This is a genomic window from Bacillota bacterium, from assembly GCA_013314855.1.
Lineage (GTDB): Bacteria > Bacillota > Clostridia > Acetivibrionales > DUMC01 > Ch48.
In genome coordinates this window covers 32,287-46,169 of sequence record JABUEW010000017.1, presented here as the reverse complement: position 1 = coordinate 46,169, position 13,883 = coordinate 32,287, and the positions used below count along the sequence as shown (strand labels likewise).

Sequence of the window (13,883 nt, the reverse complement as noted above, 5' to 3'; positions counted from 1 at the left end):
CGGGAAGCCGCAGGCTTAAGGATACGGTCATCGAGAATAAAGACTTTGAGGCGTTGATCCTTCAATACGACAGGGACAACGCCTTTTTTTATTGCGACCCGCCGTACTACCAGACCGAGGGGCATTACGAGGTGGAATTTAAAAAGGAGGATCATGTGCGACTGCGGGATACGCTGAAACACTGTAAGGGCAAATGGCTGGTGTCATATAACGACTGCGAATATATCCGAGAGCTATATAAGGGCTACTACATCGAAGCCGTCACCCGCATTAATAACCTCGCACAGAGATATGAGGGAGGCTGCGAATACCCGGAGGTGCTCATTTCCAACTACGACACCGCGGAGCGGCTGCGGGATGTCCCCATGCAAATAGGGCTGTTTGATATGGCAGACGACTTTTACAACGCGGAACAGCAACTTAAAAAGACAATGCGAAATTTAAATGCTCCAATTATGGGCAATAAGGAGGAACCCGAATATGAAAATGATTGAAATCCAAAGTGCCGTGGATAGACACGGGCAGCTTACCATTCCCGCATCTCTCCTGCGCGACATGGGGCTTGCGGCCGGAGACACGGTGAAGCTTGCCTACATTAGCAACGCCCCCGATTCTATCCGCAATACCTTCAAGGAATTTGTCATCACCCCTGATGGCATTACCGCCCTCGCAGAAGATGAGGAAAGCGAACTCACCCTGCCCCATGACCTGCTGGAGGCGGCTGGGATTCCTGTGGACAGCGATCTGGAAATAGTCTGTGCAAAGGGTGCTGTTGTCATCATGGAGGCAGATCTGCTGGACAGCCTTCCCGATGAACTGCGCCAGCTGTTTGATGACCTGGGCATCAATCCCGAAACCGTTCGGGCAGTCATAAGAAACGGAGGTGTTTATGATGAGTAACAGCAAGCCTGTCTACAAGGTAATGGACGAAAAAGGCCGCATTCTGATTCCCAAGCAGCTTCGCGCCGCCACCGGGATGAATCACGGCGACATTATAAAGCTTACCGTGCAAAAGGGTATTGTTGCTGCCAAAAAGGTTGACATCATTGAAGTGGGGGATCAGTCCCCGCAAGCGGTGGAGGCTTATGTGTTCTCTGCCGTAAAGACGATGGAAAAGCAAACCCTCCTCTCCCTTGCGGCGCAGCTCATTGCCCTCATCGAAGAAATTACCAGGGAGTAAAGATTATTCAAGTATGGAACGGAGCCAAGGTCTAAAGCGATGACCCTGGCTCTTTGAATATCCATAAAAAAATAAACAGAAAGGATTGAGAACCTTTGAAACAGAAAAGCAAAAAAATTTGGCTCATGGTCCTTGTTCTGTCCTTCCTGCTTTGCGGCAGCGTCTATGCTGGAACGCTGCTTTTTCCCGACATCGCAGGGCATTGGGCGGAACAGACCATCATCAGACTCGTGGAAAAGGGTGTGATTAAGGGCTACCCTGACGGAACCATCAGGCCGGATGACACCATTACAAGAGGCGAGTTCGCCGCCCTGCTGGTCAGGAATCTGGAGCTTGATACAACAGAGGCAGAGAAAGAGCCGCCCACCTTTGACGATATTGACGGTCACTGGTCGGAGAAAAACATCGAGGCCCTCGTAGACATATGTCTCCTTGATCCGGCAGATTATGACGGCAGCCTGAAGCCAGATGAACCGATTACCCGCATTGAAATCATCAGGATGTTGGTGCGTGCCATCGGCAAAGGCGAGGCTGCAAAGCAGTTCAGTGGAAATACCGGTTTTAACGACGATGAGGCAATCAACAACTCCGACAAGGGATATGTCAGTATTGCCAAGGAGGACGATTTAATCAGCGGCTATCCTGACGGAAACATTCGTCCGGGCGGTGAAACCACCAGAGGCGAAGCCTTTGAACTGATTGATAATCTGAACGAAGCAAAGGACAAACCGGATCAGGAGAAACCACCCGCTGACATTACCGACAGTACGGGTAACAACACGGGCGGGAATTCAAGCGGCAGTTCAGGCGGCGGCTCTGCCAGCCACCCAAAGGCACAGGTGGCTTTTGAGCTTCCCGCTGCGGCGCATACCGATACGAGTATCACCATAACGCCTGACTTGAAATACGCCAAGACACTTATATGGTCGCTTGCCAAAGAAACCGCAATTGGTGAGCTGCAACCCATTGACCTTGGAAAAGCGGTAGACGGCTCCCTGGGCAAAGAGGGCGGCACAATTTTATTTAAAGAAAGCGGCAGCTACACCTTGACCGCCACCGCTGTAAACTACGGCGGCAGAGAAACCTCCTGTTCAAAAAGCATCACGGTCTATCCGGTGATAAACGCAGGCTTTGAGCTGCCGGAGTACACCCATACGGACAGGACAGTCACCATTAAAGCAACCGCTTCCGGGCTGGGAAGCCTTGACATTGTATGGTCGGTAGTTAAAGACGGCGAGGCTGTTGCCTGGGATACCGTCATTGACGGCAGGCTCTCCAATGATGGTGGTACGATTGCCTTCAAGGAAAAGGGCAGCTATGACATCGCCGCCACTATCACCGATGCCACAGGCAGGAGATTCACCCACAGCGAGGTTGTCGCCGTTTATCCAGTGGCGGGCGTGGCGTTTGAGCTTCCCGAAACAGCGCACACCGACACGACCATCGATCTTGTCACTACCCTGACGGAAATGGACGGGCTGACTGCCGATTGGAGCCTGACCCGCAATGGCGAAGCAGTTTCCATCCGTGAATATGTGGAGGGTGAACTGTCAAACAGTGGCGGCACAATCCGTTTCAAGGAAAAAGGTGTGTACGCCTTGACCGCCAGGGTTACCGACATAACAGGCAGAGTCTTTGAAACCACGGCAACAACCACGGTTTACCCTGTTGGATCAGCTGGTTTCTATCTGCCGGAAATCACCCATACGGATACCTTTGTTGCCGTTGAAGCCACCTTTCAAAATATTGACACGGCTACGGCAGTGTGGACCCTGACCAAGGACGGAAAGCCGGTTGCACTCAGTGATGCGATCCAAGGCGAGCTGACCAATGATGGCGGTTCCATCCGCTTTATTGCCAAAGGTGAATATGTACTGAAAGCATCCTTTACGGATGGAGCAGGCAGAACCTACAGCTACACCTCGGCGGTGACGGTCTATCCCGTCCCAAGTTTTACATTCAGCCTGCCTGCCACGGCGCATACCGATACCGCCATCCCTGTCACAACAACCGCAGAGGAAATGGATGGTTTAACCGTTGAGTGGATGGTAGACAATACCTATGGTTTTCAGGATTGGTCGACTTATGTAGATGGCAAGCTGAATAACAACGGCGGCACCATTCGCTTTAAACACGCCGGAGTTTACGAGCTGGTGGCGAGGGTGACCGATGCCACAGGCCGGGTCTTTCTCTTTGAGTATGGGAATAAGACTGAGGTGCATCCTGTGCTGGACATCCGGTTCGAGCTGCCGGAGGCAACCTACACGGACAGAACCATCGACCTTAGAACAACAGGAAACATCGGCGTTCTGCCCATTGAATGGGTCGTCACCAAAGACGGCAAAGCGGTAAAGCTGGCGGAATATGTGGAAGGTGAGCTCAACGCCCAGGGAGGAAAAATCCGTTTTACTGAGGAAGGCGAATATGTGCTGACTGCCTCGATGACCGATGCCCTCGGCAGAACTTTTTCATACAGCAGCGCCGTCAGCGTGCACCCGATTCCGGAAATACAGCTTACGCTGCCGCAGGTTTCCTATGCGGGTGAACCTGTCTCCGTCGCTATCAGCGGAAACCATCTTGACAACCTTAATACCGCTTGGAGTATTTCAGCAAATGGCGGTGATGCCGCACCCTATACCGACTATGCCAGCGGCAGTCTTTCCGATGAGGGCGGTACCATCACCTTTGTGGAAAAAGGGAGCTATACGCTGACTGTTACCATGACAGACGCTCTTGGCAGAACTTTTTCTGACAGCAGCGCCATTACCATATACCCAATACCGGAAATGCTGATTACCCTGCCGTCACTTTCTTACGGTGGGGAAGCCATTCCTGTCGCAGTCAGCGGAAGAGATCTTGATGGTCTTAATATCACTTGGAGCATTTCGGTAAACGGCGGCGCTGCCGTGCCCTATACCGATTATGCCAGCGGCACATTGTCAAACAGCGGCGGCGAGATAAGCATCAGTACGGACAAGACCATTGCCGTAAAGATTATTGCGGCCGCAACGGATAAGAACAACCGCAGCTTTACTTTTACGTCTGATACAGTTGCCGTAAAGCCAATAGCACAGTGTTCCTTTACGCTCCCATCATCCGTTCATGCAGGTACGGCCTTTCAGGTGTCCATGCGAAATGTCTCTGGCTTGGAGGGCAAGAGTATTGTATGGTCGCTTTCCAAGGATGGCAATGCCGCAAGCTTTACAGGGAGCATCACAAACAGTGGCGGTAGCATTGTCATAAATACTACAGGAACCTATACCTTGACTTCCAGCGTCACCGATGATGCAGGCAGGGTGTTCACCCATTCTGAGAGCATAGCAGTCACCAATGCCGCACCCAATGCGCCGACTGCCAGTGCAACGGTGACAAGGACCGTTAAGGATCATAAATTCCTTGTGAACTTTACAGTTTCCGCCAGCGATCCCGATGGAGATGCGGTGACCTATGAATACAGCGGTCACAGCGCGGACGGCTACTATGCTGCCGGCTCCCACACCGTAAAGGTCAGAGCAAAGGATGCTTACGGTGTGTATTCCGATTGGACGGATATCAACTTTACCGTTGCCAATTCAGCGCCAAGTACCCCGATTATCACCAGAACGCCAAACGGCAACAGTGTTCCGCCCAATACGCCCGTTAAAATCACCGCATCCTCCACCGATCCGGACGGAGATGCCATCACCTATATATGGGAGGGCAGAAATGCCGAAACACAAGTCTACCCGTTAGGCAAAAATACTGTCCGTGTGAAAGCGGTGGACGCCGCCGGGGCAGAATCCCCCTGGACGGCCATCGTATTCTTCGTGGCCGATTCCACCAGTGGCGGCGGTATGACCCTGACTGGTCCCGAATCCGTTATTCTGGAAAATGGCATTGAAGGAGCAACCATCACTGAGTACACCTTCACGGTTCCTCCAGTCAGCGGCCACAGCGGAAGCGACTATGGCCGGGTGCGGGGATATAACGTACTGACTGGCGTGTGGGATCAGCTGGATTATCAGACCACAACCAACGGCATCACCTTCAGCAGAACTCTGGCTCCTGGCATCTACAGCAAATTGGAATTTTACTATTACACCAACCACAACTGCATGTACAACAAGTCAAATATCACCTATTCGGTCAAGTACTACTTCGAATAGCCTGAATGGTATGCAAATCAAAGGAGGGATCTGAGTGAACGGCATCAGCATCAAAAAAGACCGTATCCTCTTTTACGGCAATACCGCAGGGTATGTGGATGGCAGCAAGGCGGTGGTCGATCCCATATTTCATTGTGAGGAATTAAAGAATTATCTTACAGTGAAGAAAGGGCTTACCGTGCAATGGACAGACGGCGTGTACGACCGGCTGGCAAACAGCAAGCCTGACATGGACGGCAACGCGCCGGTTCTGAAAGCCTGCCGCATCCACCAGCTCAAGCCGGAAGTGGATGTCATGATGAAATTCATCGGCTATGATGAGCTGCTGGAGAGGTTTGGCGAACCAAGTCCGGAAAACTACCGCGTAGTGTATGACGGACAGCTGGAAACCAACGATCTTGATGCCATCTATGAAAAATTCAACTTAAACCACCCGCCCGATTACCAAGGACACTCCCTGTCCATGTCGGACATTATTGAGCTTTATGACGACAGCGGCAGCACCTTTTACTATGTAGATCGCTTTGGCTTCAAGGAGATTGATTTTCAAGCACCGGCACTGAAACAGTCAAGTACACAAGACATGAGCCTATAGCACCACTTGCAGCCAAGAGGCTGTTTTTTGTCGCCAAATTAATATCAAGAGGTGGTTTTTTTGGACATAGAAAAAATCATAAAATCTCAGGCCAATACAGGGCTGCCGGAAAACTATTCGATATGTGATGGGTTTTTATTTAAAGGGGATACGCCTGTGTCCCTTGTAACTTCGGGTATTGTTGAGTCTGCAGTTAAGGGAATTCTTCATGTAGATGAAACAGAAGAATACAAAACCAAATAAAATTTCATAGGGAGTATCCAAACACCGGAATAAACCGCCGGTGTTTTTTTATTTCCTGTGCCGGAGGTGGTAGTTACGGAAGAATTAGAGCTTGACCTGATTAGGGTTGTCTGCGATCCCAATCCTCTTTTTAAGTATCAACTAATCTACAGGGATGGAAATGCTACAGGCATGGTGGGGGTATACAGCTTTGATGAAGAATGGTACTACCTGTACAAACAGGACACTGAAAGGTATAAGGTAAAAAGGCGCAAGGATCTCGAAGGAATTGAGCCAGCTTTTACCTATAAGCAGCAGCGGAAAAGGCGCATTGACCAACCGGATAATCAAAAAACCCTTAATAGTAAAAAAGCAAAAGTTGCAGAGATTGGAGATGAAAACATGGCAATTGAAGTAGTCAAGGAAAACACTGCTGCACAGGCGCTGGATATGAACCGGAACCAGGCACTTACCCAGGACAATCCCTCTTCTGAGTTGCCAGAGCAGACCTCCAGCATGCAGATGGGTGGTATGTAAGCCAAATTTTGTGTAGAAAGTCAACACTGCACAAATTAACACGATTGAAAAGCCCTGCAATCACTAAAAAAGCAGGAAATCAATGAAAAATTAAATTTATGGAGGTTAAAACATGATGAGAAAATTTGCGACCAGAATAATGAATAAGATTACCGGAAAGACACTGATGGCAAAGGCTATCCTGAGATCACAGTGCGGTGAAAATTTTGTGGATACGGCAATCAAAATTTTAATGGCTGTGGTCATCGGCGGACTCGTACTGGCCGGACTCTATGCTCTGTTTGGCGAAACGGTATTGCCGACCTTAAAGGAGCGCATCCAGGAGATGTTCAATTATGCAGGCTAATCTGCCGCTCTTTATGCAGGGTGGCATTTTTATTGCCCTGCTTTTGGCGGCATCTGTCATCGATATCAAAAAGAGGATTATCCCCGACACTATCTGCCTGTTTATTGCTTTCACCGGACTGATCTGCTTCGAGCCGGTGAAGCTGTTGGGCGTACTGGCAGCCATGCCGCTCCTGCTTGCCGCGCTTGTTTGGGGCGGCCTGGGGGGCGGGGACATCAAGCTGATGGCGGCATCGGGTATTGTCCTCGGTTTCACAGGAAGCATTGCGGCAATGCTCATTGGACTTACTGCCATGCTTCTTTTTTATGTTTTCCATGCCATAGTCCAAAGACTGCGCGGGAGGGAATGCCCCAAAGCATACCCTCTTGCCCCTTTTTTATCCATCGGCTGTATCGCCATATATTTCATGAATACAGGAGGAATCACCCTATGAGCTTTCTTAAAAACAGAACCGTACTCGGGGTCATCTGCATTGTGTTGTCTCTTTTGATTAGCTTTGTGGTAGCGCCGCTTTTTAACTCCAGCATCTCCCAAAAAACCGACATTGTCCGTGTCATCAAGGATATCAAAGCCGGAGATCAGATCACCAGGGAGATGCTGAAGACTGTGGAGGTCGGCAGCTACAACCTTCCTAAAAACGTAGTCAAAGATGTGGATACGGCTATCGGAAAATACGCTGCGGCTGATATGGCTGCAGGCGACTACATCTTAAGCTCCAAGCTCACCGATGTGCCTGCGGCAGAAAATGCCTATCTTTACCACCTCGATGGTGAAAAGCAGGCCATCTCCGTGACGCTCAAAAGTTTCGCCACCGGTCTGTCCGGCAAGCTGATCACTGGCGACATCGTATCAGTCATAGCTCCCGACTACAAAAAGCGAGGCACGACCGTCATTCCTGCGGAGCTTAAGTATGTGGAGGTCATTGCCGTCACCGCCAACACCGGCTATGATACTGACACCGGCGGACAGCGGGGGAATGAGGATGAAAAGCAGCTCCCAAGCACCGTCACCCTTCTGGCATCGCCGGAGCAATCGAAAATCCTTGCCGAGCTGGAGGCGGACGGCAAGCTGCACCTGTCCCTCGTGTACCGGGGCAGCAAGGAGAATGCCGCCAAGTTTATTGAGGCACAGGACAAGGTAATCGAAGAATTGTATCCCTCCGCCAAGGTGCAAACAGGAGAAGAAAAAACAGAGTCAATCGGGGCAGAGAATACCGGAAATATAAAACTCGACACGCCAAAGGAGGGAGAATAAATGCTTAATTTTATCAAAGGCAGCATTTTCTCCCGAAACACCGGTGTTAAGGCGCAGGCTGCGGAAGCGGAAAAGGATGTTCAGGTGCTGGCCGTATGGGGCAGCCCCTCCTCTGGCAAGACCACCGTCAGTGTCAAGCTGGCCAAGCATCTGGCAGACAAAAAGCGCAATGTAGTGCTGCTTTTATGTGACATGACCGCGCCCATGCTGCCCTGCATCTGTCCGCCCTCTGACCTTGAATGGGAACGGTCGCTGGGCAGTATTCTGGCTGCAACCCATGTGACGGATACCTTGATCAAACAGAACTGCATCACCCATAAGAAAATCAGCTATTTAACCCTAATCGGCATGCTCAAGGGAGAGAATGTGTTCACCTACCCGCCCTATAACGCGGAGCTTGCCACAGAATTGCTCGATCATCTGCGGGATATTGCGCCATACGTTATCATCGACTGCAGCAGCTATATCGCAAACGACATCCTCTCCGCTGTTGCCCTCATGGAAGCGGACTCGGTACTGCGTCTGGTCAATTGCGATCTCAAATCAATCAGCTACCTTTCATCCCAGCTCCCGCTCTTAAAAGACAACAAATGGGATGCGGATAAGCAGTACAAGGTTGCAAGCAATATAAAGACCAATCAAGCCAGCGAACATATTGAACAGGTGCTGGGCAATGTGGCGTTCAAGATACCTCATTCCGATGAGCTGGAGAACCAAGCTCTTGCCGGGGATTTGTTCCGGGACCTGGTGTTCAAGGACAGCCGGGGCTTCCGCAAGGAGATTGAAAAAATTTCAAAGGAGGTCTTTGGCATATGAAAAGCAAAAAACGTAAGCAAAGAACCCTTGAAAAGTTTGAGGTAAGAAATGCAGAAGTGCTTGCGGTAGAATCACCGCAAACTATCCGGCCTATGAATGCAGCCCATAACCACAGCCTGTTTTTTGCGCCAAATAACAACTCCAAGGATTTTGGCACTGTTTTGCGCGAAGTGCAGGAGTATATCTCCAGCAAGTATTCCACCCTCATTCTCGATGGGGGAAAAGATGAGGTTAAAACACAGGTCAAGCGGTATATCAGCAAATATCTGATGGATTGCCGCATCGCCGTAAAGGGGATGACCGACCAGCAGCTCGTTGATGCCCTCTATACCGAAATGGCCGAGTTCTCATTTCTCACTAAATACATCTTCGGCGCAGGGATTGAGGAAATTGACATCAATGCCTGGAATGACATTGAGGTCCAGTACAGCAATGGCACTACAGTCAAGCTTGACGAACACTTTGACTCTCCCGAACACGCCATCAACGTAATCCGCCGTATGCTCCATGTGTCAGGCATGGTGCTGGACAATGCCAGTCCCGCTATTTTGGGACATTTGAGCAAAAATATCCGCATCGCCGTGCTGAAAACACCCCTCGTGGACGAGGATGTAGGTGTGGCGGCCTCCATCCGTATTGTGAATCCGCAAAACATGGAGAAAGCTGACTTTGTAAAGGGCGGCACAGCAACCGATGAGATGTTGGACTTCCTGGCGGAATGCCTTCGGTATGGCATTTCGGTGTGTGTGGCTGGCGCGACCAGCTCCGGCAAGACTACGGTGGCTGGCTGGCTGCTGACCACCATTCCGGACAACAAGCGTATCTTTACGATTGAAAACGGCTCCCGTGAGCTGGCACTGGTGCGAAAAAAGGACGGCAAGGTGGTCAACAGCGTTATCCATACCTTGACACGCTCCAGTGATAACGAGAAGCAGAACATTGATCAGGATATGCTCCTGGATATGGCGCTGCGCTTCAATCCGGAGGTCATCTGCGTGGGCGAGATGCGCTCGGCAGAAGCATACACTGCCCAGGAATCCGCCCGTACCGGCCACACGGTGCTGACCACCATCCACTCCAATTCCTGTGAAGCCACATGGCGCAGGATGGCCACGCTGTGCAAACGGAAATACGATATTGCGGACGATACCCTCATGTCCCTTGTGACCGAAGCGTTTCCGATTGTTGTGTTCACCAAGCAGCTGGAGAATAAGCAGCGCAAGATCATGGAAATCATGGAGTGTGAAATCCTGCCTGACGGCACACGCAACTTCCGCACCTTATACCGGTTCCACATCACGGAGAGCCGCATGGAAGGCGACCGTTTCATCATAAGCGGCAGCCATCGGATGGAGAATACCATCTCCAAGAGCCTGCAAAAGCGCTTCCTGGAAAACGGCATGCCGCAGGAGACACTGAAGAAAATTACGAAAGGGCAGGATGATCTGGCACAGAATCTTTCTGTTGCACCTGCTTCGTACACAGAGATATTGCAAAACTGCAGCTCATCCTCCAGCGAATTAAATGAGAAAAAAGAGGAAGTGATTGAAAAATGACTTTTATTCAGCTCATCGCCTGTATCGGCATGATTGCCGGTGCTTTTATCTTGCTTGGAATCTCGCCCATAGCGTTCACGGACGGCCTGTTTGGCTTTTTGATTAAAAGACCCAAAAGCATCAAGGATGAAATCAACGAGGCCATCAAGCGCAAGCGCCCTTCCTTCCTCCGCAGGGAGATTATAGAAGCGCAGGAAATTCTCGCGCTGACCGGACGAAGCAGCCGCTTCTCCCTGATCTGTGCTTGTTCGCTCTTGTTGTTCGCTATAGGCGTTAGTATTGCCATTCTGCTGCAGAATGTGTTCCTCGTCCCTGTCCTTGCGCTGGGCCTGATGTTCCTGCCGTTTTGGTATATCAAGCTGACTGTCACCCACTACAAGAAGAATATTGCTGCAGAGTTGGAAACGGCGCTGTCCATCATCACCACGGCTTACCTGCGAAACGAGGACATTGTGACCGCCGTGGAGGAAAATATGCAATACTTAAACCCGCCGGTGCGCAATGTATTTGCCGGGTTTCTGACACAGGTGAGGCTCATCAACCCCGATGTGGATGCGGCACTGAAAACTATGAAGACCAAGATTGACAACGAAGTGTTCCGCGAGTGGTGTGATGCCATTACCGCATGCCAGTATGACCGGAGCCTCAAGACAACGCTGACCCCCATTGTCAGCAAGCTCTCCGATATGCGGATCGTCAACGCGGAGTTGGAATATCTCGTGTTCGAGCCTCGCAAGGAATTCATCATCATGGCGCTCCTTGTCATGGGCAACATTCCCCTGATGTATTTCCTCAATAAGTCTTGGTATAACACGTTAATGCACACTTTTGTTGGGCAGCTTATCCTTGCCATCTGTGCGACGGCAATTTTTATTTCCACCGCCTTTGTTATTAAGCTCACCAAGCCCATTGAGTACAGGAGGTAGCAAGGCAGTTAGTGTAAAGTTATTGTAGGAGTTTTGGAGATAAAAAGAGAAGACATCACCGTCCTACCCAAAGGACAAGTAACCTACAAAAGATTACTTGAAGAGGTGATGTCTTCATGGAAATAATTCGCTCATTAACTCCCAAACTCCTTTCAATAATGGAAATGGTAATAAATAATTTAGATGGAGAAATGGATTTTGCCAAATTTCAAGATGAATTAGCCTCTAAACTAAATGATGTAGGGCGAGAAATTACTCGAATAGTCTTGGAAGAGATGGACCGGCAAATCAGAGAAGACAAAACAAGGCGGCAGAAATGGCAAGTTTGGCGTAATGGTGATTCTAAAGAAATAGTGACCCGTTTTGGGTTAGTTACCTATAAGAGAACTTACTATAGGCATAGAGAGACCAAGCAATATGCGTATCTTGCGGATGAGCAGGCGGGCTATACTCCCCACCTGCGGATAGATCAGAACGTAAAAGCAGAGTTAGTAGCCTGTGCAGCCGATCTTTCCTATCGTAAGAGTGGGCAAGTAATAGGAGAGCGTTGTGGAAACATTTCAATCAGTGGGCAAACAGTAAAAAAAGCAGTAGACACTTTTGAACGTGCTTCATTAGCTCATAGAGCCAAAAAACAAGTCAAGTATCTATACATAGAGGCTGACGAAGATCATGTGGCATGTCAGCACGGGCGGAGCTTCGAGGTTCGCCTGGTATATATTCATGAAGGGTGGGATTCGAGTAAAAAGAGCCGCAAACTTGAACAACCCATATACCAAAGCAGTGTAGACGAAGATATACATATCTTTTGGGAAAGAGTCTGGGAAGAAGCAGATAAACTCTATGACTTGGAAGGGGTAGAAAAAATATACCTAATAGGAGATGGTGCAGCCTGGATTCAAAGAGGAAAAGAAGTATTTCCTCAGGCAGAATTTATTTTAGACCGTTTCCATTACATGAAATATGTTCATATGGTTGTTGGGAGAGACCATAAGCGAGGGCAAATACTAAAAAATGCCATACGCTTTGGAAATTTTGAAAAAGCCCAAGAAGTAATCAGGGAATTAATAAAGGCGGCAGTTACTCCCGGTCATAAACAAAGAATTTTAGATGCCTGGAGATATATTAAGAACAACTGGGCAGCAATAATGGCTTTGTACCGTGAAGAAAAAACAATAAGCTGCAGTGGAGAAGGGCACATAAGTCATATTCTTTCAGCACGATTAAGCAGCCGGCCTATGGGTTGGAGCAAAAATGGAGCCAGGCACATGTCTTATGTGCGAGTTGCACGGGCTAACGGGCAGTCTATTACCGAGGAATACAGGCGGCAACAACAATCCCAACCTTTACCTATTATTTCTATTCAACAAGAAAAATTAGAAAGGGAACGTATGAAACTAAAAGATACTCGTGAGGTACTTGATAATATCCCAATATTGCATGGACCCAAAAATTATCTTTGGGAAGCCTTGAGAGGGTTATCTTTAGGTTAAAATTAGAAATCTGTAGGGAATAGTTATTTGTTCTATGGTAGAGAACGGTTATCTTCTTTTTTCCAACAGTGTATTGACACTATCAGCAAGGCATCATTAATTTACAAGGCCACTTTGATGTAGTATAATAAGAATACAATAAGGATAAAATAATGCTACGCAAAAAGGAGTGGTCAAGATGATTAATATAAAGCCATCAGCTGCAATTCGAAAAAACTACAACGAGATTTCCGAGCTGTGCAAGAAGTCCGGACAGCCTGTGTACCTGACCAAAAACGGTGAGGGTGATTTGGTGGTGATGGATATTGAAGCCTTTGCCAGACGCGAAAGCATGCTGCGCCTCAGAGAAAATCTGGTCGCAGCCGAGGAAAGCCGGTTAAGCGGCAAAAGCGGTTATTCCATTGACGAGGTATCTTCCATGATGAAAGCAGCCATCAAGGAGGTACTGGATGGACAGCGAGGGTAAAATATACAAAGTGATTATCTCCGATGAGGCGGCGCAGATGCTGGTATCTCACTCCCGCTTTCTGGCCCAGGTTAGTGAAAAAGCCGTACTAGATCTCGTAGCTGAGTTCAGCGCGAAAGCAAAATCTCTGGAGGAATTTCCGGAGCGAAACCCTTGGCTCTCCGATCCTTACATTCCTGCCGGTAAGTACAGAAAACTCCTTATGGGCAAACGGTATCTGCTCATTTACCAGATAAAGGGCGATACCGTTTATGTGGATTATGTGGTGGACTGCAGGCAGGATTACGGCTGGCTGTTGTAAGAAGCATATTAAAAACTATATCGGAAATTAGCGTAAGATCATATGC

General features: G+C 49.1%; 16 protein-coding genes. All 16 read left to right on the top strand.

Annotated features, from left to right (window positions below):
* The coding region (locus HPY74_04570) for a DNA adenine methylase (GenBank protein NSW89954.1) at positions 1-494 on the top strand (494 nt) is incomplete at its 5' end.
* Complete coding sequence (locus HPY74_04565) at positions 481-900, top strand: AbrB/MazE/SpoVT family DNA-binding domain-containing protein (protein NSW89953.1); 420 nt, start codon at positions 481-483, stop codon at positions 898-900. The genes HPY74_04570 and HPY74_04565, both read left to right, overlap by 14 nt.
* Entirely contained in the window at positions 893-1,180 is a 288-nt protein-coding gene (locus tag HPY74_04560) for an AbrB family transcriptional regulator (protein ID NSW89952.1), read from the top strand. Before HPY74_04565 ends, HPY74_04560 begins: the two co-directional genes overlap by 8 nt.
* A 95-nt stretch (positions 1,181-1,275) precedes the next feature.
* The gene (locus HPY74_04555) at positions 1,276-5,325 is read left to right on the top strand and encodes an S-layer homology domain-containing protein (GenBank protein ID NSW89951.1); all 4,050 of its coding nucleotides are present in this window, start codon (positions 1,276-1,278) and stop codon (positions 5,323-5,325) included.
* A 34-nt stretch (positions 5,326-5,359) separates the two neighbouring features.
* The gene (locus tag HPY74_04550; GenBank protein NSW89950.1) at positions 5,360-5,920 is read left to right on the top strand and encodes a hypothetical protein; all 561 of its coding nucleotides are present in this window, start codon (positions 5,360-5,362) and stop codon (positions 5,918-5,920) included.
* Positions 5,921-5,980: 60 nt separating this feature from the next.
* On the top strand, positions 5,981-6,163 hold the full coding sequence (locus HPY74_04545) for a hypothetical protein (GenBank protein ID NSW89949.1): 183 nt from the start codon (positions 5,981-5,983) through the stop codon (positions 6,161-6,163).
* Between the two features lie 66 nt (positions 6,164-6,229).
* Positions 6,230-6,679: a hypothetical protein gene (locus tag HPY74_04540; protein ID NSW89948.1), complete on the top strand. Its 450-nt coding sequence runs from the start codon at positions 6,230-6,232 to the stop codon at positions 6,677-6,679.
* Positions 6,680-6,794: 115 nt separating this feature from the next.
* Positions 6,795-7,025 carry a hypothetical protein gene (locus tag HPY74_04535; GenBank protein NSW89947.1) on the top strand — a complete coding sequence of 77 codons (231 nt, stop codon included), beginning with the start codon at positions 6,795-6,797 and terminating at the stop codon, positions 7,023-7,025.
* Positions 7,015-7,458 carry a prepilin peptidase gene (locus HPY74_04530; GenBank protein ID NSW89946.1) on the top strand — a complete coding sequence of 148 codons (444 nt, stop codon included), beginning with the start codon at positions 7,015-7,017 and terminating at the stop codon, positions 7,456-7,458. The genes HPY74_04535 and HPY74_04530 overlap by 11 nt, the downstream gene beginning before the upstream one ends.
* A complete protein-coding gene (gene cpaB / locus HPY74_04525; protein ID NSW89945.1) occupies positions 7,455-8,279 on the top strand; it encodes a Flp pilus assembly protein CpaB in 825 nt (274 codons plus the stop codon). The genes HPY74_04530 and cpaB overlap by 4 nt, the downstream gene beginning before the upstream one ends.
* On the top strand, positions 8,280-9,095 hold the full coding sequence (locus HPY74_04520; GenBank protein NSW89944.1) for an AAA family ATPase: 816 nt from the start codon (positions 8,280-8,282) through the stop codon (positions 9,093-9,095). It abuts the gene before it with no gap.
* Entirely contained in the window at positions 9,092-10,651 is a 1,560-nt protein-coding gene (locus HPY74_04515) for a CpaF family protein (protein NSW89943.1), read from the top strand. Before HPY74_04520 ends, HPY74_04515 begins: the two co-directional genes overlap by 4 nt.
* Positions 10,648-11,577, top strand: a complete 930-nt coding sequence (locus HPY74_04510) for a hypothetical protein (protein ID NSW89942.1) — start codon at positions 10,648-10,650, stop codon at positions 11,575-11,577. The genes HPY74_04515 and HPY74_04510 overlap by 4 nt, the downstream gene beginning before the upstream one ends.
* A gap of 116 nt (positions 11,578-11,693) precedes the next feature.
* Positions 11,694-13,070, top strand: coding sequence for an ISLre2 family transposase (locus HPY74_04505; protein ID NSW89941.1), 1,377 nt, complete (start codon positions 11,694-11,696; stop codon positions 13,068-13,070).
* Positions 13,071-13,248: 178 nt separating this feature from the next.
* Positions 13,249-13,536 carry a type II toxin-antitoxin system Phd/YefM family antitoxin gene (locus HPY74_04500; protein NSW89940.1) on the top strand — a complete coding sequence of 96 codons (288 nt, stop codon included), beginning with the start codon at positions 13,249-13,251 and terminating at the stop codon, positions 13,534-13,536.
* Positions 13,520-13,837: a type II toxin-antitoxin system RelE/ParE family toxin gene (locus HPY74_04495; GenBank protein ID NSW89939.1), complete on the top strand. Its 318-nt coding sequence runs from the start codon at positions 13,520-13,522 to the stop codon at positions 13,835-13,837. The genes HPY74_04500 and HPY74_04495 overlap by 17 nt, the downstream gene beginning before the upstream one ends.
* Positions 13,838-13,883 lie beyond the last annotated feature (46 nt).